This window comes from Pseudomonas wadenswilerensis (assembly GCF_900497695.1).
Classification (GTDB): Bacteria; Pseudomonadota; Gammaproteobacteria; order Pseudomonadales; family Pseudomonadaceae; genus Aquipseudomonas; species Aquipseudomonas wadenswilerensis.
Genome location: NZ_UIDD01000006.1, coordinates 419,709 through 438,103 on the forward strand (window position 1 = coordinate 419,709; position 18,395 = coordinate 438,103).

Annotated in this window: 29 protein-coding genes; 21 read left to right on the top strand and 8 right to left on the bottom strand. The window is 60.3% G+C overall.

Annotation, left to right across the window (positions count from 1 at the left end):
• The first annotated feature begins 48 nt into the window (after window positions 1-48).
• Window positions 49-756, top strand: a complete 708-nt coding sequence (locus CCOS864_RS10710; protein WP_115086262.1) for a hypothetical protein — start codon at window positions 49-51, stop codon at window positions 754-756.
• Between the two features lie 33 nt (window positions 757-789).
• Here CCOS864_RS10710 and CCOS864_RS10715 read toward each other — a convergent pair whose 3' ends face one another.
• The 7 genes from CCOS864_RS10715 to CCOS864_RS10750 all read right to left on the bottom strand — a co-directional run bounded on the left by CCOS864_RS10715 (window position 790) and on the right by CCOS864_RS10750 (window position 4,583).
• Window positions 790-1,386: a hypothetical protein gene (locus CCOS864_RS10715; RefSeq protein ID WP_115086263.1), complete on the bottom strand. Its 597-nt coding sequence runs from the start codon at window positions 1,384-1,386 to the stop codon at window positions 790-792.
• Window positions 1,387-1,436: 50 nt separating this feature from the next.
• Entirely contained in the window at window positions 1,437-1,625 is a 189-nt protein-coding gene (locus CCOS864_RS10720; RefSeq protein WP_115086264.1) for a hypothetical protein, read from the bottom strand.
• 90 nt (window positions 1,626-1,715) lie between these two features.
• The gene (locus tag CCOS864_RS10725) at window positions 1,716-2,243 is read right to left on the bottom strand and encodes a hypothetical protein (protein WP_115086265.1); all 528 of its coding nucleotides are present in this window, start codon (window positions 2,241-2,243) and stop codon (window positions 1,716-1,718) included.
• Window positions 2,240-2,509: a hypothetical protein gene (locus tag CCOS864_RS10730; RefSeq protein WP_115086266.1), complete on the bottom strand. Its 270-nt coding sequence runs from the start codon at window positions 2,507-2,509 to the stop codon at window positions 2,240-2,242. The genes CCOS864_RS10725 and CCOS864_RS10730 overlap by 4 nt, the downstream gene beginning before the upstream one ends.
• A 22-nt stretch (window positions 2,510-2,531) precedes the next feature.
• Window positions 2,532-2,915 (bottom strand): response regulator transcription factor, encoded by a 384-nt coding sequence (locus tag CCOS864_RS10735; RefSeq protein WP_115086267.1) that lies wholly within the window; start codon window positions 2,913-2,915, stop codon window positions 2,532-2,534.
• Between the two features lie 267 nt (window positions 2,916-3,182).
• Entirely contained in the window at window positions 3,183-3,485 is a 303-nt protein-coding gene (locus CCOS864_RS10745) for a hypothetical protein (RefSeq protein ID WP_115086269.1), read from the bottom strand.
• A 363-nt stretch (window positions 3,486-3,848) separates the two neighbouring features.
• Window positions 3,849-4,583, bottom strand: a complete 735-nt coding sequence (locus CCOS864_RS10750) for an XRE family transcriptional regulator (RefSeq protein WP_115086270.1) — start codon at window positions 4,581-4,583, stop codon at window positions 3,849-3,851.
• A gap of 104 nt (window positions 4,584-4,687) precedes the next feature.
• On the opposite strand from CCOS864_RS10750, the gene CCOS864_RS10755 reads away from it, so the two are divergent.
• From CCOS864_RS10755 to CCOS864_RS10805, 10 genes are all read left to right on the top strand, one after another.
• Window positions 4,688-4,912: a helix-turn-helix transcriptional regulator gene (locus tag CCOS864_RS10755; RefSeq protein ID WP_115086271.1), complete on the top strand. Its 225-nt coding sequence runs from the start codon at window positions 4,688-4,690 to the stop codon at window positions 4,910-4,912.
• 239 nt (window positions 4,913-5,151) lie between these two features.
• The gene (locus CCOS864_RS10765) at window positions 5,152-5,871 is read left to right on the top strand and encodes a helix-turn-helix domain-containing protein (RefSeq protein WP_244211902.1); all 720 of its coding nucleotides are present in this window, start codon (window positions 5,152-5,154) and stop codon (window positions 5,869-5,871) included.
• Window positions 5,864-7,243 carry a replicative DNA helicase gene (dnaB, locus tag CCOS864_RS10770; protein ID WP_115086272.1) on the top strand — a complete coding sequence of 460 codons (1,380 nt, stop codon included), beginning with the start codon at window positions 5,864-5,866 and terminating at the stop codon, window positions 7,241-7,243. The genes CCOS864_RS10765 and dnaB overlap by 8 nt, the downstream gene beginning before the upstream one ends.
• A complete protein-coding gene (locus CCOS864_RS10775) occupies window positions 7,243-7,446 on the top strand; it encodes a hypothetical protein (protein ID WP_115086273.1) in 204 nt (67 codons plus the stop codon). Before dnaB ends, CCOS864_RS10775 begins: the two co-directional genes overlap by 1 nt.
• Window positions 7,443-7,739 carry a DUF1364 domain-containing protein gene (locus tag CCOS864_RS10780; protein ID WP_115086274.1) on the top strand — a complete coding sequence of 99 codons (297 nt, stop codon included), beginning with the start codon at window positions 7,443-7,445 and terminating at the stop codon, window positions 7,737-7,739. The genes CCOS864_RS10775 and CCOS864_RS10780 overlap by 4 nt, the downstream gene beginning before the upstream one ends.
• Window positions 7,736-8,185, top strand: a complete 450-nt coding sequence (locus CCOS864_RS10785) for a VRR-NUC domain-containing protein (RefSeq protein ID WP_115086275.1) — start codon at window positions 7,736-7,738, stop codon at window positions 8,183-8,185. Before CCOS864_RS10780 ends, CCOS864_RS10785 begins: the two co-directional genes overlap by 4 nt.
• Window positions 8,182-9,483 (top strand): tyrosine-type recombinase/integrase, encoded by a 1,302-nt coding sequence (locus CCOS864_RS10790; RefSeq protein WP_115086276.1) that lies wholly within the window; start codon window positions 8,182-8,184, stop codon window positions 9,481-9,483. Before CCOS864_RS10785 ends, CCOS864_RS10790 begins: the two co-directional genes overlap by 4 nt.
• Window positions 9,480-9,776: a phiTE_015 family protein gene (locus tag CCOS864_RS10795; protein ID WP_115086277.1), complete on the top strand. Its 297-nt coding sequence runs from the start codon at window positions 9,480-9,482 to the stop codon at window positions 9,774-9,776. Before CCOS864_RS10790 ends, CCOS864_RS10795 begins: the two co-directional genes overlap by 4 nt.
• Window positions 9,773-10,090, top strand: coding sequence for a hypothetical protein (locus tag CCOS864_RS10800; RefSeq protein ID WP_115086278.1), 318 nt, complete (start codon window positions 9,773-9,775; stop codon window positions 10,088-10,090). Before CCOS864_RS10795 ends, CCOS864_RS10800 begins: the two co-directional genes overlap by 4 nt.
• Before the next feature lie 10 nt (window positions 10,091-10,100).
• The gene (locus CCOS864_RS10805) at window positions 10,101-10,787 is read left to right on the top strand and encodes a hypothetical protein (protein WP_115086279.1); all 687 of its coding nucleotides are present in this window, start codon (window positions 10,101-10,103) and stop codon (window positions 10,785-10,787) included.
• Window positions 10,788-10,912: 125 nt separating this feature from the next.
• Here the strand turns inward: CCOS864_RS10805 and CCOS864_RS10810 are convergent, their stop codons facing one another.
• Entirely contained in the window at window positions 10,913-11,146 is a 234-nt protein-coding gene (locus CCOS864_RS10810; protein WP_115086280.1) for a hypothetical protein, read from the bottom strand.
• A gap of 108 nt (window positions 11,147-11,254) precedes the next feature.
• Here CCOS864_RS10810 and CCOS864_RS10815 point away from each other — a divergent pair, with 108 nt between their 5' ends.
• The 10 genes from CCOS864_RS10815 to CCOS864_RS10860 all read left to right on the top strand — a co-directional run bounded on the left by CCOS864_RS10815 (window position 11,255) and on the right by CCOS864_RS10860 (window position 18,391).
• Entirely contained in the window at window positions 11,255-11,578 is a 324-nt protein-coding gene (locus tag CCOS864_RS10815) for a phage holin, lambda family (RefSeq protein ID WP_115086281.1), read from the top strand.
• Window positions 11,578-11,913, top strand: coding sequence for an HNH endonuclease (locus tag CCOS864_RS10820; protein ID WP_115086282.1), 336 nt, complete (start codon window positions 11,578-11,580; stop codon window positions 11,911-11,913). Before CCOS864_RS10815 ends, CCOS864_RS10820 begins: the two co-directional genes overlap by 1 nt.
• Before the next feature lie 163 nt (window positions 11,914-12,076).
• Window positions 12,077-12,619 (top strand): terminase small subunit, encoded by a 543-nt coding sequence (locus tag CCOS864_RS10825; protein WP_115086283.1) that lies wholly within the window; start codon window positions 12,077-12,079, stop codon window positions 12,617-12,619.
• The gene (locus CCOS864_RS10830; protein WP_167458875.1) at window positions 12,619-14,304 is read left to right on the top strand and encodes a terminase large subunit; all 1,686 of its coding nucleotides are present in this window, start codon (window positions 12,619-12,621) and stop codon (window positions 14,302-14,304) included. Before CCOS864_RS10825 ends, CCOS864_RS10830 begins: the two co-directional genes overlap by 1 nt.
• A 2-nt stretch (window positions 14,305-14,306) precedes the next feature.
• Entirely contained in the window at window positions 14,307-15,521 is a 1,215-nt protein-coding gene (locus tag CCOS864_RS10835) for a phage portal protein (protein ID WP_115086285.1), read from the top strand.
• Complete coding sequence (locus CCOS864_RS10840) at window positions 15,508-16,149, top strand: HK97 family phage prohead protease (protein ID WP_115086286.1); 642 nt, start codon at window positions 15,508-15,510, stop codon at window positions 16,147-16,149. Before CCOS864_RS10835 ends, CCOS864_RS10840 begins: the two co-directional genes overlap by 14 nt.
• The gene (locus CCOS864_RS10845) at window positions 16,146-17,345 is read left to right on the top strand and encodes a phage major capsid protein (RefSeq protein WP_115086287.1); all 1,200 of its coding nucleotides are present in this window, start codon (window positions 16,146-16,148) and stop codon (window positions 17,343-17,345) included. Before CCOS864_RS10840 ends, CCOS864_RS10845 begins: the two co-directional genes overlap by 4 nt.
• 54 nt (window positions 17,346-17,399) lie before the next feature.
• On the top strand, window positions 17,400-17,771 hold the full coding sequence (locus CCOS864_RS10850) for a hypothetical protein (RefSeq protein ID WP_115086288.1): 372 nt from the start codon (window positions 17,400-17,402) through the stop codon (window positions 17,769-17,771).
• Entirely contained in the window at window positions 17,772-18,071 is a 300-nt protein-coding gene (locus CCOS864_RS10855; RefSeq protein ID WP_115086289.1) for a head-tail connector protein, read from the top strand.
• Window positions 18,071-18,391 carry a phage head closure protein gene (locus tag CCOS864_RS10860; protein ID WP_115086290.1) on the top strand — a complete coding sequence of 107 codons (321 nt, stop codon included), beginning with the start codon at window positions 18,071-18,073 and terminating at the stop codon, window positions 18,389-18,391. The genes CCOS864_RS10855 and CCOS864_RS10860 overlap by 1 nt, the downstream gene beginning before the upstream one ends.
• The last annotated feature ends 4 nt before the right edge of the window (window positions 18,392-18,395 follow it).

The window sequence follows — 18,395 nt, forward strand, 5'->3', positions numbered from 1 at the left end:
GCGCACTCCTTGTGTCGCAGGCATAATTCCTGCTTTGATGGGGGGAATATGAAAAAAGATTGGGTAATCTGGTGGGGCTGTACAGGCTTGTTCGGTGCTGGCGTGGTCTGGGGATTATCACACGCTAAAACTAAGTTCTTTGAAGTGGAAAGTATTCATGACCTCTTTGAGATTCTTGCAGCCATCGCCACTGTTGCCGCAGTTGCACTAGCGGCCTTTGGTGTTAATGCGTGGCGTAAGCAGATTCATGACACAGCAGATCATGAACTGGCACGCAAAATCTTGGTGGGGATCTACGAATATGTTGAAGCGATAAAGTCGGTTCGGCATCCGATGGTAATGGAGTACGAGATAGCTCCAGGTCCAGGCGAGAAACCTCTTGCTGACCCTGATTTAGAAAGGTTTGCTGAAGAGGTAAGGACATATCAAAGGCGCCTCACGAGGACCGAACCTATTAGAGCTAAATTGTTCTCTTACTCGATTGAAGCCGATGCGATTTGGGGTGCGAATTATAAGCAGGCAGTCAGGCAGTTACTTAAGGTAGATAACGAAATTGCGATATACCTTAGGTCCTACTTTATTTCCATTGACCCAAAAAATAGTGACGACTACAGAGAGGCTCACAGGCAGCTATTACGGGGGCGGCCTAATGCAATGATGGATGACCTGTCCGATGAGGGCGATGAGTTTACAAAAAAAATGATGGAAAAATTTTCTGCTATTGAGACCATGGTCAGAGAGAAACTCATTCGTTAGTTTGTGTGCATCGGCTGGCGGGCAGCGCCGGGGTCAGGCGGAGTAGAGGCGCTCGAAGTCGTTGGCCGGCAGCTTTGGGCGTGCGCGGAACTGCTTGAGTGCGGCCTTGTAGCTTGCCTTGGCTTCCTTCAAGGTCGGAGCCCACTCGCCGACTACTTCGAGCATTTCGTAGGGAGACCACCGCGCAAAGTCGTAGTGGCGTCGGTACTGCCGGTACGCGCTCCCGCGGGGGTAGCGCACCATCCGATACTCCCGTGCTCCCCACTCGCCACGCTGCTGGTACTGCGGCATGTTGATGCCGAGGAAGTGAGCGAAGCCGTCGTAGCATTCGCACTCATCGAGGTAGGCATCGAACTTGGTGTACTTTCGCGGAGGCGGCGGCGGTGGCAGCTTGTCCAAGGCAAACCGCTTGCCCTCGTCCGTCGCGCGATACACCACATCGTCCTGGGCGCAGAAGGCAGGGGCCTTGCCGCAGGTCATCAGGCCGGCCGCCACCAGCACATCTAGGTTATTCGCGTCGTCATAGCCTGGGCTGGTGAGGAAGTAATTGCGGCTGCTGAGTCGGCACTCGGGGTGAATGCCCAGCGTGTGCCAGAGCAGTTCGAGCTGCTTCTCGGTGGCTTCGATCATGGCTTTCTCCATGCGTGCGCCGCCCTCCGTGGTCGGATGCGGCATGTTGATTACTTGAGGATTGCGCGGGCGCAGGCCTGGATTTCGATCCAGAGCGCCGACGAAGGCCGCGCTTCGTACTTGACCAAGGCCTTGGCGATCCGCTCGGCCAGCTCTTCCTTGCTACCTGTTGGAGTCGCCGGCGAGTGATGGGCAACCTGGATGGGTAGGTCGAACTGGCCCGGAAGGTCGACTCTCATGCGCCGCGACTCCTTGAAGTGTTGCCAGCCCGCTGGGCGGCAAGTTGATCCATTGCTGGCGCCGGCCGTGCCGGACGCGGTTCATACGCTTCAAGGTCTGTCGCTCCAGCGCGGAAAGTCGATTCCGTTTTCCTCGGCCAGGCGCACCAGGTAGTGGTTGCTGATGCCGAGTTTCTTGGCGACGAAGTTCCGGCTCAGGCCAATGCCGCTGTTCGCCTTGATCAGTTCGACCAGCTTGGCCTTTTCTTCGGCCTTGGCCTGGCGGGCGACTTCGCGACGCTGGCGCTCTTTGTCGCAGCTCTGGAAGAAAATCCCGGCTTCCTTGGCCAGGCGGTGTAGCTCCGTGCGACTGACGCCGAGGGAGCGATAGGCTTCGTCGAGGGTCATGGTCTTCGCCGCCTCCCGAGCACGCTCTACCAGTTGGCGCTTCTGCGTGGCGGCAGCCCGGGCGGTTGAGTCGCCTTCGGCGTTATGGCTGCCGTGGTGCGGCCGGCGAGGGCGGTATTCGAAGGCGGGCAATTCGACTGGCTGCCCGCCACCGGCAAAGAACTGGTCAATGCTGGCGCTGAGCTGATCCAGCACCTGCTGGCGCTCATTGGGGGTAGGGCCGCCGATCATTGCCGCCCTACCAGCTTGCGCGTCGCAGCTGCCTCCAGAGCATCAACAAACCGCAGGGCTGCCTTGTAGGTGAAGCAGAAGCAGCGCGTCTTGCCGGTCTCCACGTCGACGATGTGCCACGCCTTGCCCTTGGCTACGGCCTTGTACCGCGGCTCGGTCGTTGGAGCGGGAAGGCCGATCTTGGCGTAGAAGTCAGCGGTGGCCAGGATGGTACGTTCGCGCAGGGCGGCCAGGCCGTCCACGCGCTGCTGCATGGCTGGGTGCATGGTGAGCTCCTCGGGGTGGGTGTCAGGCGTGCAGGTCGAAGGATTCGGCCTTGCGGATGATTCGGACCTGGGCAATACGGCGCTCGGGCACGCGGCGGTCGCGGCGCATCGGGTCGGTGTCGCCCGTGACGGCGTGCATAGCCATCAACCCGACCAGCAGGATGCACATCGGGCTGATGATCTGGCGCTTCATGGCTTCGGCGACCAGGGCCGCACGCCGGTGAACGCCGAGCTTGTACATCGCGTTTTCGATTCGGTTGGCCACGGTGCCCGGGGTGATCTGCATCAGGCGGGCAATCTCTTTGGCTGTCATGCCCTGAGCTACCGCAAGCAGTGCTTCAAGTTCACGCGGGGCCAGGCCGCGCCCGAGGAAGCCCTTCCATGAGCCGCTGGTGATCGTTTCCATGATGAGTTACCTCGGGTGTTGGCTGCATTGGGGTGTGATCTGGCCGGTGCTGCAATCTTTCCGGCTTGCCTCATCAAGGGGCAGTGCTTAGATGAGGATCCCTACGGAGCGTCGATGCACGAGGAGCGTGTTAGGCAGGTCGTGCAAAGCCCGTTGGGTATTTCCTTGCGCATCAGCCTGCGCATTCAGATCACACTCCGATGTAGCCTGGTGATGGGGAACCAGGTGATCGGGCAGTTAACGTCAGGCTGACGTGGCGCTGGTTGTTCAGTCGAAGTCTTCCGGCAGCTCAACGCTTTCGTAACCCTGCTCGGTCACTTCAGCGGCCGCCTCATCGATCGCCAGGTGAAGCAGGGTGGCGCCTTGCTCGTTCTCGCGACCCAGCTCGCAGATCAGGTCCTTCAGGAACTGCTCCTTGTCCGTGATCTTGCAAGGATCTCCGGCGTTGTTCGTCGGCCAGGTGTCGGTGAACGGAATGATGTTGAGCAGGTACTCGACACCTGCACGAATGACCAGTTGCTCACCCTCGATAGAGGCTGTCAGGTGTTGTTGCGATGGCTCTACGTTCATGGCGACCTCGATCGCGCTGTTGATTTCCCGTCTGGCCCTGTCGCCAAGGCCAGCCAGTGAAATCTGCCGAGACCCGCTGCTGGCGTCGGTCTTTGGCAATCTTCGAATTGTTGTCTCCGACCGCGACCCTGGTCCGCCGGATAACTGTTCTTGGCGCTTTACGCTGCACGCCTGGGTCAGTTGCCAACCCTCTGGACTGTTGAGGCCTGTCCATCGCTGCCTTCGTTGCTGGCCGGTGGTGATCCGGCATGGCGCTAATATCACGTAACGTGTTTATTCAAGTCAACACGTAACGTGATTATTTTTTTCGAAGGCAACAAAAAGCCCGGCGCTTGGCCGGGCTTCAGGGTGTTGAGTGGGGCGCTACCAGAGCACTGAGGACCAGAACACCTTGCCGAGAACAATGATCTCTTTTGCGATCATCTCCTCTGCGGTGTACTCCTCATCGGGGTGTTCATCACGATTAAAGCTGCGCATCCTGATACCGCCACCAGGCAGGCGGTAAAGGGTCTTCACCCGTAATTGCCCGCCGTGGTTTATCGCGTACATCTTGCCGTCAACGATTGATGTTGAGCCTTGATCGACCCCGACAGTACTTCCGTCGGGAAGAACAGGTTCCATGCTATTGCCGCCAACGGTGACACAGACGGCTTCACTTGGCTGCACGTTTTGGCGCCGCAGTGTCAGCTTGCCAAATCGCAACCTGCGAGACTGGGACTGCTCGATGACCGTTCTACCTTGGCCTGCTGAAAGCTCAACTTCTTTGAGGTAAGGCACGTAAACCTCATCTCCATCCAATGGCGTGTCGTCATCCCATACGTCAATGGGGCCCAGGTAAGTCGCGTTTGCTTCCACCTTTGTTGCCGGCATTGCTTCAGCTTCGGTCTTCGGTTTGAAGTCGAGAATGAGCTCAGACGCCTCTACGCCAACCGCCTTGGCGATCAGACTTAGATCGGCAAGGGTGGGCTCCCGGGTGTCCGTTTCATAGTTCCCGACACGGGATTGGGACTTCCAGCCGCACGCTGCTGCCAGGGCCGCCTGTGAAAGTCCGGCAGCCTTTCGGTGCCTTTTGATGCGCTGTCCAAGGGTCTCTTTCATAGGCGTGATTGTAATCACGTTATGAAATACCTTCCTTTCACTATTCGTGATTGTCATTAACACGATACGTGTTTATCCTGAGCGTACGTTAATGAGGAACCCCTATGAACAACGTTCGAAAGATTCGAGAGGGGGCGCGAATCAGCCAGGCCGCTTTGCGGCGGCAACTCAACTGGAACCAGTCGCGCCTCGCAAATTATGAGGCCGGGCGTCGAAGCCCAGGCCTTGAAGAAGCCCGGCTGATTGTGGCTGCGCTCAATGCGCTCGGTGCCGCTTGCTTGCTGGATGACGCTTTCCCGCCAGCGGATGGAAACAAAGACGCCGCCTGATTGCGAAACGAAGTATCCCGATCCTGGCATTGCGCCAGTAGATGACCAAAACACCTGCGAATCCATCCAGTACTGGAATTGCAGGCGAAAAAAAACCGCCTGGCAGGGCGGCTTCTTCAAAACAACGTGAGGTCGATTATGCACACTGCAGTCGATGCAAGCAACACCAAGCCCGTCGCGTCAGTTTTCGGCAATTCGCCAAACCTGTCGCGTCAGGTGATCGGGTTGAGAGGTGCCATGTGAGCACCGTCGTGATGAGCGCTTGCTGGCCTTTGCAGGGGATGACTCCGGCGCAGAAGGCTGTGTTGATTTCGTTGGCAGACAACTCCAACGACGAAGGCGTTTGCTGGCCTTCGGTAGCCCGTATTGCTGAGCGGACCTGCCTCACAGAGCGTTCTGTTCGTTATGCGTTGCGCTGGCTGGAAGAGGCCAAGATCCTCACTGCGCATATGCGGGCCGGGCGTTCGACCTGGTACACCGTCAGCCCTTACAGCTACGACCCCGGCAGCAAATGCCCCCCGGCAACAGATTCCGAGGTACCCCGGCAAGAAATGCCCCCCACCCCGGCAACAGATGCCCCACACCCCGGCATTAAATGCCCCCAGAACCGTAAGGGAACCATCAAGGAACCGTCAGGAGTATCCGCGAGCACCCGCGAAGCCTCGAATCAGGCCCCGGTCGATCAGATCGTCGAACTGTTCAACGAGTTGTTGCCAGAGTTGCCTCGGGTTGTCCTGGTCAACAAGGACCGCAAGTCGAAGATCCAGGCTCGGTGGGCTGAAAGCCCTGTCCACCAGGATCTCGATTTCTGGAGCGACTTCTTCGGCATGGTTCAGGCCAGCGATTGGCTGATGGGTCGGGTAGGGGGCCGCGACAACAAACCGTTCCGGTGCAACTTCGACTGGCTCGTAGCACCGACCAATTTCGTCAAAGTGGTAGAGGGAAATTACCATGCGTGATCCGTACAGCATCGAGGCTGAACACGGCCTCCTGGGCGCGATGATGATTCGCCCTGAGCTGATCGATACCCTGAGCGACGACCTTTCCCCTGAGTCGTTTTACTTCGCCGAGAACGCCGAAGTGTTTCGCGGGATCATGGCCGTCAGAGCCACCGGCAAGGCCGTGGACTTCCTGACCGTAGGCGAGCAGATCGGTAACCTGCCGAATGGTGACCGAGCCCTGGCGTACTGCGCTGAGATCGTGGACAACACGCCGAGCGTGGCCAGCGCCAAGACCTACGCGGGCATCGTGCGGGAAAGGGCGATAGAGCGCGCCCTGTACAGCTTGGGCGAGCAGGCCATGGACATTGCCCAGGGCACTGAGGATGTCCAGGCGAAGATTGCTGCAGTCCAGGCTGCCGCCATGTCGATCGATTGCGGTGCTGGTGATGACGATATCGTCAAGGCCGGCGATGTCGTGATCGACCAGCTCGACGTGTGGCAGGAACGACACGACCGTCACGCGCGCGGCGAAACGCTGATCGGCATCTCTACCGGCTTGAAGGAGCTGGACGACAAGATTGGCGGCCTGCAGCCTGACCATCTCTACATCGTCGCGGGGCGCCCTGGCATGGGCAAGACGACGCTGGCCATGGGGTTTATCGGCGAGGCCTCGATTCGCCAGAACAAGTCGTCCCTGGCCATCAGCCTGGAGATGAACAAGGGCCAGCTCATTGATCGCCTGGTCGCATCCGAAGGCCGTATCCCGCTGACCCTGGTCAAGAACGGCACTGCATGCCAGGACCACGGCACTGAACTTGCGGTCGCGACGAAGGCCATTCAATTCGCGCCGCTGTACATCGCCGACAAGGCCGGCTCTTCGATTGGCCGCATCCGTTCCATGGCTCGCCGGCACAAGATGCGTTATGGCCTGGACCTGCTGATGATCGACTACCTGCAGTTGGTCGAAGGTGACGGCGGCAACCGCACCGAGGAAGTCAGTAGCATCAGCCGCGGCTGCAAGTTGCTGGCGAAAGAGCTCGGCATTCCAGTGGTCTTGCTCAGCCAGCTCTCACGCAAATGCGAGGAGCGCCCGAACAAGCGCCCGGTAGCGTCCGACCTTCGAGAGTCAGGCGCTATCGAGCAGGACGCCGACGTGATCCTGTTCGTCTATCGCGACGAGGTTTACCACGAAAACACCGAGGCCAAAGGCATTGCCGAGATCATCATCGGCAAGGGCCGCGATATCGAAATGGGTACCGTCCGTACCGCCTTCCTCGGCCAGTACAACCGTTTTGAGAACTTGGCCGCCGGCTGGGCTCCGGCACCGAAGGCGCAGCAGGAGAAGGTAACCCCTCTATCACGCCGGTACGCCAACAAGGACCGGTTCTGATGGCCGACCCCAAGATGCTGGCTCCCGACCTCACCGAGTACCACTGGGCCCTGTACGCCTGTGGCCACCTGCTCGACCTCACCGCCGAGCCACATCCGCCCGTGGGCCTGTATCGCGACGAACAGTCGGCGACCTTGCACGGCCTGCGGATGTGGCCTGCCACTTTCACCGTCATCGACCTCAACAAGGACGAACGCTCATGAAGCAGAGCAAGTTGACCAAAGCCGCGCGCGGCCGGGAATGCCAGGTGCGTATTCCGGGCGTCTGCAACGGCGACCCCAACACTACCGTGCTGGCCCATTACCGCATGGCCGGCACCTGTGGCGTCGGCATGAAACCGAACGACCTGCAGGGCGCCCATGCCTGCAGCGCCTGCCACGACGCCTGCGATGGCCGCAGCAACATCGTTGATCGCGAGACCGCGCGCCAGTATCACGCCGAGGGCGTCATGCGCACCCAGGCCCTGCTGATCCGCGAGGGGGTGATTGCCGCATGAACAACCAGAAACCTCCGGCTCGAAATCCGCCACCACTCTTCCCCGGCAAGAAGACCCGGGCCAAGCCGGTAGACCGTGAAGGCCTGGAGCAGGCCTCGCTGATGCAGGAGCTGAAGTTGCGCTTCCCTGAGGCCTACAAACTGACCTATCACGTCCCGAATGGCGGGCACCGGGTGAAAGCGGTTGCTGCCAAGCTCAAGGCCCAGGGCGTGAAGGCCGGTGTTCCTGACTTGGTGCTGCCCATGGCGCGTGGCGGGCACTTCGGCCTGTACATCGAGCTCAAGGCCAAGCCGCCATTCGATGCCGCCGTGTCGCCGAGCCAGGACGCCTACATTCAGGCACTGCTCGACCAAGGCTATCTGGCGATCGTTTGCCGGGGTTCCATTGACGCGATTGAAGCAATCCGCGCCTACCTGCTGCAGCCGCAGACGAGGGCTGCGGCATGAGCAAGACGCTTCTCACCACCTTCTCGGACGCGGAGATAAAGCGCCAGGCCTCGGCGGGCACAGTCCGCGACCTTCGCGATGCGCGCTTTCCTGGCGTTTACCTGCGATTCGGTCAAAGTCGCGACCGGGGCACTTGGTATTTGGTGGCTGGCTCCAAGTGGAGCAAGATCGCCAGCTATCCCGAGCTGCCGGTGAAGAACCTGATCAGCGCGCTACCGGCGATTCGTGAGCGCCTGGCTGTGGACCCCGGTGCATCAACTGCTGCCGGCACCCTGCACACCGTCGGCCAGCTGCTGACCTGGTACGCCGACCGGCAATCTCGCGACCGGAGTCTATCCGCCAAGCGCCGATCCACCACGGCTTCAGTCATCTCCTGCCATTTGAAGCCGCGGCTGGATGACCTGCCGGTTTCCGAGGTCACCCGTTCAAGCCTAGATAAGCTCGCCATGTGGCCGCTCCAGGAAGAGGTTTCGCTTTCCTACGTCCGCCTAATGTGGGGCGTATTGGTGGTTTCGTTTCGCCAGGCAGCAAAGCTGCACATGATCACGACGAATCCGATCGCGGGCTTCAAATTCACCGACTTCACCAAGGCCCGGATAAAACCGAAGCCAGCACGCCTGAGGGCGGTGCAGCTGGAGGTGGTGCTCGATCAGTTGGCTGCTCGGTTCGATGAGACCCCGGTGGATTGCACGCTGGCACTGCTGATGCTGTGTCATGGCACCCGGGTTGGCGAGACCCGAATGGCGCGATGGGCACACATGACCCAGGGGGAACAGCCCGAGTGGTTCATCCCCGCCGAGAACACCAAGACGCGCTGCGAGCATCGCTTGCCGCTGACCCATCAGGCGCTGGCCCTGATGAATCGCTATCGCCGCTGGCAGCAGGGCAAGGGCTATCAGGGCGCCTACATCTTCCCGTCGAAGAATGGCCGACCGCTGACCGAGAGCCAGGCCTGCGCCGCCTTCGCTCGACTGGGCGCCGGAGAGTGGACCAGTCACGACCTGCGCAAGGTGGCTCGAACTGGCTGGACTGACCTGGGTGTCGACTACCTGATCGGCGAGATGCTGGTGAACCACACCCTAACCCGCAACGTGCAGACCTATATCCACACCTCGGCGGACCTGCTCAAGCGTGAAGCCCTGGAGAAGTGGCACGGCTGGCTTGATGGCAAGGGGCTTGCCGTCATTCACGGCTCGACCAGCACTGGAAACGGAAATTCGCATATTGCCTTCGAGGCCAGTAACGGCGCTGCCTGCGAGGCTGTTGCCGAATCCGTAAAAAGCGAGGTTTCGAAATGATGAGCAGCGACAAAACCCGCGCCCAGTTCGAGGAGCGCTATCCAGTCCCGAGCGGCATGCGCTGGGAGCCAGAGGTCGGCCGTACGGGCGATTACATCCTGGACTGTTCCGGCTGCTGTTCTGGTGATCAAGCTGCCCGATACGCCGCCCGCTGGGAAGCTTGGCAGGCCTCTCGCGAAACCCTGCGCATCACCAATCCGTTTCCTGTCCAGATGGGTGATCCGGATGCTGCATGGGCCCGTGGGGTTGCTGAGGAGTCGCTGCGGGCTCAAGGGCTGAAGGTGGTCGGTTGATGAAGAGGCACGGCCCAGCTTTCAAGAAGGCGATTATCGAGCTGACCCAGTGCCCGGCGTGCCGTGGCAAAGCGGTGATCAAGGGCGTGTTCCATGACCTGGCCTGCGTGCAATGCAACGCCTCGGGCTGGGTGGTCGCCTCGACAGGGGAAGCGCTGCCGGTGGATGAGCTGGTCACCCAACTGAGCCTGCGCCTGCAGGCCGCACAGCGACAGATCAACGAATTGAAACAGCCTCGGGCCACTGGGCCGGAGGCGATTTACCAGGACAACAACCGCCGCGGGGCTGGTGGTTCGAATAGCACATTGGATTGAGGGGAAGGACATGGTCTACGGAAGTGTATCGGGAGCTGTGGTTGCGGCATTGGCTGCGGGGGAAAAGGGGGCTGCAAAAGGGCAGGCCTGGCAGAAGCTGTACAAGGCAGCCGAAGAGGAGGGTGGCTGCCTGGCCTCGCTGGGTGGCCAGTCGCATGGGCTGGAGCGTACTCAGGTGGATTACTGGCTGTCGGCGCGCCTGCATCACCTGCTGAAGGATCGCCACTGGGATGCCTTGGTGGCGAAGTACAGCACCAGCAAGGTGAAGAAGGTGCAGGCCATCACGCTGGTGAGGCCGCTCATTGCCAGCCCGGCGCCGCAGCTGTTCATCTATAAGGCAGTGACGGCTTGGGCTATCCCGAAGCTGAAGGGGGCTCGCCGGAAGGCGCCGCGCTCAGTGTCGGTCGAGGTGCCGCTCGATGCATCGCCATGGCGCCGGGAGGCGACGGTGAATGCCGCAGTCGCTGCAGGCCAGGCTGAAAGGCGGCGGATCGAAGCGCTGGAAGAGGATGTGATCATCCTGGCCGACAGCTTCTATGACATGAACACCTGGGACCTGGACGCCACGCCCGAGCCGACGCGCCGTCGCTGGAGAGCTCAGATCAACGAGAAGCTCGATGGCATGGTAGACGATGCCTTGGCTGAGGTGCGGGTGATTCTGGAGGCTGAAGGACTGCTGATGAAAGACGCTGCGTGATTGCCTGTTGACATCAGTGAGCGACTGAGCGAAATTATCCCCATCCTGTCATTCCTGCGCGTGTTGAGGAGTGACTAAAAGAAGCCCGACCATTGAGTCGGGCTTTTTGTTTCTGGGTTAGAAAATCAGATGCGGACCGCAATCTCTCCGGTTGCAACGATTTCATATTCATTGCTGCTCTTTCGGTTTGCTCTTCCGCCCCCCACCACCTTGAACTCCTTTATTCCATCGGCCCAGCCGTTATCAGCAGGGTTCAAGAACTCTTGGTAGATCTGGTGCGTGAATTCCTCAATGCCATAGGTCTTTCCCGATTCGGTCTTGACCTTGAAAGCATCTGTCTGCTGTTGCCGCTGTTTCATTGCATCTTCCTTGTAGGTTGGGAGTCACGCGATGACCATAGCACATAGCCACTGCCCGCCCTGCGCGGGCTTTTTTGTTCATCACTCCCCGTAACGGGAGGAATCGAGATGGCCCATATGCCAGAGAAAGACCCCGGCCTGTGGGCCGTCCTGATTGCCTGGGCGATTGCCCACCAGCCGCAGCTATACACCGGTGGCACAGCCGCAGCTGTCGCGATGTGTCGTGTTATCTACGGTGGTGGCGGTCGCCGCAAGATGTTCCTTGAAGGAATCCTGTGCGGCCTGATCGGTACGAGCCTGATGCCAGTGCTCGAGTACTTCTCGCTACCCACCAACCTCGCTGTGTTCGCTGGCTGCATGGTCGGCTTCATCGGCGTGGAGAAGCTGCGCGAGTACTCCGACCGGTTCATGAGCCGGAAGGTTGAGGGCTGATGGCCAGGCTCAAGACGCTCGACTCCCGAGTAAAGGAAGGCCAAGGCTCTCGACTGAAGACCATTACCCCAGGCAGCTGGCGAAGCGACAAGACCAGTACTCAGCGTGGCTACGGCTACAAGTGGCAGAAGGCGCGAGAGCGTTACCTGCTCGACAACCCGCTGTGTGTGTACTGCGCGCGGCACGGACTGACGACAGCGGCCAGCGTGGTTGACCACGTCACACCGCATCGCGGTGACCAGGATCTGTTCTGGAATCAGGCCAACTGGCAGCCGCTCTGCAAGCCCTGCCACGACTCGGTGAAGCGGGCCGAGGAGGCTGCCGGGATCTTATAGCGCTGTAAAAATCTTATTTTTCTAAGAAAAAAAGCACGGCGAAGGCTCTAGATCGAAAAATCTGGGCATGGGGAGGGGGTGCCCAAAATATTGGGACTCCGCCGCAGCTAGACCGCCCTCGACCCCACGCACAGATTTTTTTCCCCCACAGGATTTTTGTTAAATGGCTTTAACACCCAAGAAGCGCGCCTTCATCGCAGCGCTGAGGGGAGGTGCGTCCAATCGAGACGCAGCCATTGCGGCTGGATGCCCTGAAAAATCGGCGTCTGCAGCTGGGTCTCGGTTGGCCAAGGATCCCGGTGTCGTCGCTGAGGTGAACAAGCTTCGAGCGCTCGGTCTTATGCCGGGCGATGTTAAAGCGAATGTTAAAAGGGATGTTAAAGGCGGGGCCGTCGGGCCCACCCGCGATTCGCCCTCGGCAGACCATGAGGCTGACCCCCAGAGCGTTGAGGGTGAGTGGGAGCCAGCTGGCTTTGACCTCTCCCGAGCGCTGTCTCACAAGGACCCGAAAGACTTCCTGCTCGCTGTCATGAACGACATGGGCACGGAGGCGAAGCTGCGTGTAGACGCGGCGAAGGCCCTGATGCCCTTCGTGCATCCCCGGAAAGGCGAGAGCGGGAAGAAGGAACAGGCAAAAGAGAAGGCTGCTGATGCAGCGTCTGGCAAGTTCGGCGCCCGCCGCGGCCCGCTGCGATCGGTGAAGTGATGGAATGGACAACGTCATGCCCCGACTGGGAGCAGCGCATCGTTGCGCGCCAGAGCTTGATTCCCTTCGGACCGCTGTTCCCAACTGAGGCAGAGGAAGCCCTCGAAGTGTTCGGCGCCCTGCGGATGGTCGATGCCACCGGCAGCCCGCTGATGTCCGAGACGGTCCGCGATTGGGTCAACCAGTTCGTGGCGGCGATCTTCGGCGCCTACGACCCTGACGAAGGCCGGCGCCTGGTCAGCGAGTTCATGCTGCTGATCAGCAAGAAGAACGGGAAGTCGACCATTGCGGCAGGGATCATGCTCACGGCCCTGATCCTGAACTGGCGGCCATCGGGTGAGTTCATCATCCTGGCGCCGACCAAGGAAATTGCCGACAACTCCTATATCCCGATCCGCGACATGGTTCGGGCCGACGAGGAGCTTTCGGCGCTCCTCAAGGTGCAGGATCACATCCGCACCGTGACCCACCACCAGACAAACGCCACCCTTAAGGTGGTAGCTGCCGACAGCGAGACGGTGTCTGGCAAGAAGGCCATTGGCGTTTTCATCGATGAGCTCTGGGTGTTCGGCAAGCGGAGCAACGCCGAAGCGATGCTTCGTGAGGCTACCGGCGGGCTAGCTTCCCGCCCTGAGGGTTTCATCATCTGGGCAACGACTCAGTCCGATGCTCCACCTGCTGGGGTGTTCCGGCAGAAGTTGATGTATGCCCGCAAGGTCCGGGACGGTGAGATCGTCGACAGGTCGTTCCTGCCAGTGCTGTATGAGTTTCCGAAGGCCCTGCTCGACGCGGGTGCCCATCGAGACTTCTCGAATGCCTACATCACCAATCCAAATCTGGGGCTCTCGGTCGACGAACCGTTCATTGAGCGGGGTTATGCCCAGGCCCAGATGGATGGGGAAGAGTCGTTCCGGGGCTTTCTGGCTAAGCACCTCAACGTCGAAATCGGTTTGGCACTGCTTTCGGATCGCTGGGCAGGCGCCGACTACTGGGAGCAGCAGGTCTCGAAGAGCTGCCGAACGCTGGAGGACCTGATCGAGCGGTGCGAGGTGATCGACATCGGTATCGACGGCGGCGGCCTGGATGACTTGCTCGGTTTCGCCGCAGTGGGGCGTGAGCGAGACAGTCGGCGCTGGCTGGTCTGGACTCACGCCTGGGCGCACCCCTCGGTGTTGGAGCGCCGCAAGGCTGAGGCCCCTCGTATACGGGACTTCGCCCAGGATGGACACCTGACCCTGGTTGAACGTATCGGCGATGACGTGGACCAGATTGCCGATCTTGTCGCTGAGGTAGAAGAGGCCGGCCTGCTCGACCAGGTGGGGCTCGACCCGGTGGGGATCGGCGCGATTCTCGATGCCTTGGAGCTCAAGGGTATCCCCCGCGAGAAAATCGGCGGCGTGAAGCAGGGTTACACCCTGGGCGGCGCAATCAAAACTGCTGAGCGGAAGCTTGCCGAGGGCGGGCTGTGGCACGGCGGCCAGCCCATGATGGCCTGGTGCTGCGGCAACGCCCGGGTCGAGCCGCGAGGCAACGCCATCCTCATCACCAAGCAGGCCAGCGGCTCAGCGAAGATCGACCCGCTGATGGCCTTGTTTAACGCCGTGACGCTCATGGCTCTCAACCCGGAAGCCCAAGGCGGCATGGGTGATTACCTGGATAACGGCTTCTTCGGACTAATAGGCTGACCATGGCATTCAAATGGTACAACCCCAGGACCTGGGGATTTTTCGGCTACACCGATCCAGCCACGGGCGACTACGTCGAAGTTGATCTTGAGGTCGGCGGCAAGCGCACCAAAGCGGGGGTTCGGGTATCCGCCAAAACCGCCCTGTCGATCAGCATGGTCTGGTCCTGCGTCAAGATCCTCTCAGAATCCCTGAGTGGCTTGCCGCTCAAGCTTTATGAAGACAAGGAAGCCGGCAGGGCACTGGTCACAGGTAACGACCGGATGCTCAAGCTGCTGCGCAAGCCGCACCCCTACATCACCATGCTGAACTTCCTCAAGTTCGTGGTCGTGAACATGGCTCTACGGGGCAATGCGTTTGCTTTGATCGAGCGGAACATCCACGGCGACCCGATAGGCCTGGTGCCACTGGATTGGCGGACCGTCAAGATCGACGCAGAGGACGACCTCATCTACTGGGTTACGCCCAGCGAGGGTGATCCGTACCCGGTGTCGCCTGAGCACATGCTGCATTTCAAGCTGTTCAGCCTTGACGGAGTCGTCGGTCTTTCGCCCCTCGAGCACCAGGCTGAAACCATGGGCCTGGCGAAAGCGGGGCAGCAATGGTCGGCTCGCTTCATGCGCAAGGGCGGCTTCACCGGCGGCTACGTCATCTACGAACAGTTCCTGACCCAGGCCCAGCAGGCTCAGGTGATGGCGAAGTTCCCTGATGTGCGCAAGGCCGACACCGATGACATCGGCAAGATGGCCGTCCTGCAGGGCAACCCGAAGATCGTTCCAGCCGGCATCAGCCAGAAGGACGCCCAGTTCATCGAGTCGCAGCAGTTCCAAGAGGAAGCCCTGGCGGGCATCTATGGCGTACCGCTGTGGCTGGCCAACCGCGCCGGCAAGACCTCGATTATGGGTTCCAACCTTGAGCAGCAGCTTACCGGCTACATCACCTTCGGTCTCAAGCCGTACATCGACGCGGTCGAGGACGAGTTCAACGACAAGCTCTATCGGGCCCGCGCTCGCTTCGCCGAGTTTGCTGTCGAGGGGCTACTGCGCGCCGACAGTGCCGGCCGCGCCACCTACTACGGCAGTGCTCTTGGCGGTTCTGGCGGCTCTGGCTGGATGACTATCAACGAAGTCCGCGTAAAGGAAAACCTGCCTCCCCTGGAGGGCGATGAATACAACCGGGTAACCCGGTGGGAGATGGACAAAAATGGCGAATCTTGAAGTTCCGTTTGAGCTCAAGTCCGTTGATGACGTCGGCAACTTTGAAGGCTACGCCGCAGTGTTCAACAACGTCGACCTGGGCGACGACGTCATCCTGCCTGGGGCTTTCACCCGAGTGAAGGCGACCCGGAGTGGCAAGTTGAAGCTGGCGCTGTATCACGACCTCACCCGGCTGGTGGGCGCCGCCGATTACACCCAAGACGACCATGGGTTGCTGGTGAAGGGCAAGGTCAATCTGGCCGTTAGCTATGCCCGTGACGCCTACGAGCTGATGAAGGCCGAGATTCTCGACAGCATGTCGATTGGCTTCAACACCATCAAAGCTGACTTCGAAGAGCGGGCCGGTCGGCGCGTTCGGGTCATCAAGGAGGCCGAGCTCTGGGAGGCCTCATTCGTGCCTTTCGGCATGAACCCTGAGGCGCATGTCCTCACTGTGAAATCTGACATTCGACTTTTCGAGAATGCCCTGCGCGAACGCATGGGGCTTTCGCAGAAGGAAGCGGCAGCTGTCGCTTCGCTCGGCTACCCCGCGCTACGCCGTGACGGCGGAAGCGAGGCCACGGCGATCGTGGATGAGCTGAAAGACATTTCCAAACTGTTCACCCACCATTTCGGAGTATCGCCATGAGCGAAGTAAAAGAACTGAAGGACTCGCTGGAGCTGCAACTGAAGAGCGGCTTCGAGAGCCTGCAAACCAAGTACGACGCAGCCATCGCTGAGGTCGAGAAGGGTAACAGGGTCACTACTGACCTGAAGAGCCAGATCGACAATCAGAAAGGTGAGCTGCAGCGTGTCATCGACCAGGTGCAGGATCTGGAGCAGAAGGGAGTCAGGTTGCGCGGCCAGCCGTCCGAGGGCAAAAGCTTCATTGACCTCATCCAGGGCGATGAGAGCTACAAATCCCTGAAGAAGGGTGGCGGCCTTGCCGAGCTCGACGTGACCAAGTCCGACATGGCCAGCATGAAGGAAATGAAGGTCACCAGCGCGGGCATCGTGGTGCCGCAGTATGATCCGGTGATTCAGCCTGGTATTCGCCAAGAGCTGCGTATCCGCGACCTTCTGACTGCTGTGCCGGTATCCGGTCAGAACTACACCTACTTCCGCGAGAACGTACACACCCGCGGCGCGGCGCCTGTGGCCGAGGGCGGCCTGAAGCCGACCAGTAACGTGACCTTCACCACCGAAACTGACCGCGTGAAGAAGATCGCGGTATGGATGCCGGTCACCGATGAAGCGCTGGATGACGTGCCACAGCTGTTCGCCTACCTGCAGCAGCTGCTGCGCTACGACCTCAAGCTCGAGGAGGAAGCGCAGATCCTCAAGGGAGACGGCAGCGGCGAGAACCTGAATGGCCTGATGACCCAGGCGACTGCCTACAACACCGCGCTGAGCAAGGCTGGTGACACCGCGATCGACCTGGTGCGTCGTTCGATCTACCAAGTGCGCAAGCAGTCGCAGATGTCGGCCGACGGCGTGGTAATGACCGAGCTCGACTGGATGAACATCGAGTTGCAGAAGGATGGCGAGAACCGCTACCTGTTCGCCAACCTGCAGGGCTTGGTAACCCCAATCTTGTGGGGCCGCCCGGTAATCACCTCCGACAGCATGGATGAAGGTGATGCCGATACCGGCGGTGAATTCCTGACCGCGAACTTCGCGCGCTCCACCACGCTGTTTGACCGCATGTCGTTCCTGTTCAAGATGGGCCTGATCAACGATCAGTTCATCAAGAACGAACGCGCGCTGCTGGTCGAGGAGCGCCTGGGCCTCGGTGTGCGCCGCAAGGAAGCTCTGGTCAAAGGCCGGTTCCCGACTGGCGCATAACTCAACCACAGCGAAGGCCGGTGCATTGCCGGCCCCTTCGTTTCTGGAGGCAGCATGAAAATTAAGATTCTGTGGGGCTTTGTCGGTAACGGCCTGTCGCTTGGCGCCGATTCGAACAAGATCAAGGCCAACGCGACTTTCGAAGAGGCCGATGACGAGTACGCCCACACCCTGATCGGTAAAGGCCTGGCTGTTGAGCTGGACGCCAACGGCAAGCCGCGGGTGGCCAAGCCCAAGGAAGCCAAGCCTGCAATTCCGAAGGAAGACAAGGCTGCCGCCGACAAAGCTGCAGCTGAGAAAGCCGCTGCCGAGAAGGCCGCAGCAGAAAAAGCAGCTGCTGAAAAGGAGGCTGCCGATAAAGCCGCCGCCGAAAAAGCGGCTGCTGACAAGGCTGCCGCTGAGAAAGCTGCGGCTGAGGCCAAGTAAATGCTCGACCTGGCCCGCGTGAAGCTTCACCTTCGCCTGGATGGTGATGAAGAAGACTCGATCGTCATCGGCTACATCGAGGCGGCCAAGGCGCACGTTGCGATGCACTGTGATCGTGCACTGGTCGAGGCCGACCCGGCCGGGCCAGAAGAGATGGGGCTGACCCCAGATGTTGAGCAGGCGATCCTGCTGCTGGTCGGCCACTGGTACGCAAACCGCGAAGCCGTGGTCACAGGCACCATCTCCACCGCCGTTCCTCTCGCGGTCGAAAGGCTGCTCTGGTACAGGAAGCGCTTCTGATGAGAGCAGGCCCCCTGAAACACCGTTGCGTGGTGACGAAACCGCACCGGCAGAAGAACGCATCTGGCGGCGCCGAAGAGACCTGGCTGGATGCTGGCAAGGTCTGGGCGGAAATCACCATGCCGACCGGCCGTGTCGCCCCAGTCGCCGAGCAACTGCAGGCGGTGATTAGCGCGGAGGTCCGCATCAGGCCCCGGGCAGACATCGTTGCCGGCTGGCGCCTGGCGTGCGATGGCGTCACCTATAAGGTCGAGGCGCCGCTGCTGGACAACGACCGCACGATGCAGCGCCTGCTGTGTTCCACCATTCCCAATCCATGAGGTA

Coding starts and splice junctions, on each gene's coding strand:
- CCOS864_RS10710 (WP_115086262.1), top strand. CDS start 49: ATGAAAAAAGATTGGGTAATCTGGTGGGGCTGTACAGGCTTGTTCGGT.
- CCOS864_RS10715 (WP_115086263.1), bottom strand. CDS start 1,386: ATGATCGAAGCCACCGAGAAGCAGCTCGAACTGCTCTGGCACACGCTG.
- CCOS864_RS10720 (WP_115086264.1), bottom strand. CDS start 1,625: ATGAGAGTCGACCTTCCGGGCCAGTTCGACCTACCCATCCAGGTTGCC.
- CCOS864_RS10725 (WP_115086265.1), bottom strand. CDS start 2,243: ATGATCGGCGGCCCTACCCCCAATGAGCGCCAGCAGGTGCTGGATCAG.
- CCOS864_RS10730 (WP_115086266.1), bottom strand. CDS start 2,509: ATGCACCCAGCCATGCAGCAGCGCGTGGACGGCCTGGCCGCCCTGCGC.
- CCOS864_RS10735 (WP_115086267.1), bottom strand. CDS start 2,915: ATGGAAACGATCACCAGCGGCTCATGGAAGGGCTTCCTCGGGCGCGGC.
- CCOS864_RS10745 (WP_115086269.1), bottom strand. CDS start 3,485: ATGAACGTAGAGCCATCGCAACAACACCTGACAGCCTCTATCGAGGGT.
- CCOS864_RS10750 (WP_115086270.1), bottom strand. CDS start 4,583: ATGAAAGAGACCCTTGGACAGCGCATCAAAAGGCACCGAAAGGCTGCC.
- CCOS864_RS10755 (WP_115086271.1), top strand. CDS start 4,688: ATGAACAACGTTCGAAAGATTCGAGAGGGGGCGCGAATCAGCCAGGCC.
- dnaB (WP_115086272.1), top strand. CDS start 5,864: ATGCGTGATCCGTACAGCATCGAGGCTGAACACGGCCTCCTGGGCGCG.
- CCOS864_RS10775 (WP_115086273.1), top strand. CDS start 7,243: ATGGCCGACCCCAAGATGCTGGCTCCCGACCTCACCGAGTACCACTGG.
- CCOS864_RS10780 (WP_115086274.1), top strand. CDS start 7,443: ATGAAGCAGAGCAAGTTGACCAAAGCCGCGCGCGGCCGGGAATGCCAG.
- CCOS864_RS10785 (WP_115086275.1), top strand. CDS start 7,736: ATGAACAACCAGAAACCTCCGGCTCGAAATCCGCCACCACTCTTCCCC.
- CCOS864_RS10790 (WP_115086276.1), top strand. CDS start 8,182: ATGAGCAAGACGCTTCTCACCACCTTCTCGGACGCGGAGATAAAGCGC.
- CCOS864_RS10795 (WP_115086277.1), top strand. CDS start 9,480: ATGATGAGCAGCGACAAAACCCGCGCCCAGTTCGAGGAGCGCTATCCA.
- CCOS864_RS10805 (WP_115086279.1), top strand. CDS start 10,101: ATGGTCTACGGAAGTGTATCGGGAGCTGTGGTTGCGGCATTGGCTGCG.
- CCOS864_RS10810 (WP_115086280.1), bottom strand. CDS start 11,146: ATGAAACAGCGGCAACAGCAGACAGATGCTTTCAAGGTCAAGACCGAA.
- CCOS864_RS10815 (WP_115086281.1), top strand. CDS start 11,255: ATGGCCCATATGCCAGAGAAAGACCCCGGCCTGTGGGCCGTCCTGATT.
- CCOS864_RS10820 (WP_115086282.1), top strand. CDS start 11,578: ATGGCCAGGCTCAAGACGCTCGACTCCCGAGTAAAGGAAGGCCAAGGC.
- CCOS864_RS10825 (WP_115086283.1), top strand. CDS start 12,077: ATGGCTTTAACACCCAAGAAGCGCGCCTTCATCGCAGCGCTGAGGGGA.
- CCOS864_RS10830 (WP_167458875.1), top strand. CDS start 12,619: ATGGAATGGACAACGTCATGCCCCGACTGGGAGCAGCGCATCGTTGCG.
- CCOS864_RS10835 (WP_115086285.1), top strand. CDS start 14,307: ATGGCATTCAAATGGTACAACCCCAGGACCTGGGGATTTTTCGGCTAC.
- CCOS864_RS10840 (WP_115086286.1), top strand. CDS start 15,508: ATGGCGAATCTTGAAGTTCCGTTTGAGCTCAAGTCCGTTGATGACGTC.
- CCOS864_RS10845 (WP_115086287.1), top strand. CDS start 16,146: ATGAGCGAAGTAAAAGAACTGAAGGACTCGCTGGAGCTGCAACTGAAG.
- CCOS864_RS10850 (WP_115086288.1), top strand. CDS start 17,400: ATGAAAATTAAGATTCTGTGGGGCTTTGTCGGTAACGGCCTGTCGCTT.
- CCOS864_RS10855 (WP_115086289.1), top strand. CDS start 17,772: ATGCTCGACCTGGCCCGCGTGAAGCTTCACCTTCGCCTGGATGGTGAT.
- CCOS864_RS10860 (WP_115086290.1), top strand. CDS start 18,071: ATGAGAGCAGGCCCCCTGAAACACCGTTGCGTGGTGACGAAACCGCAC.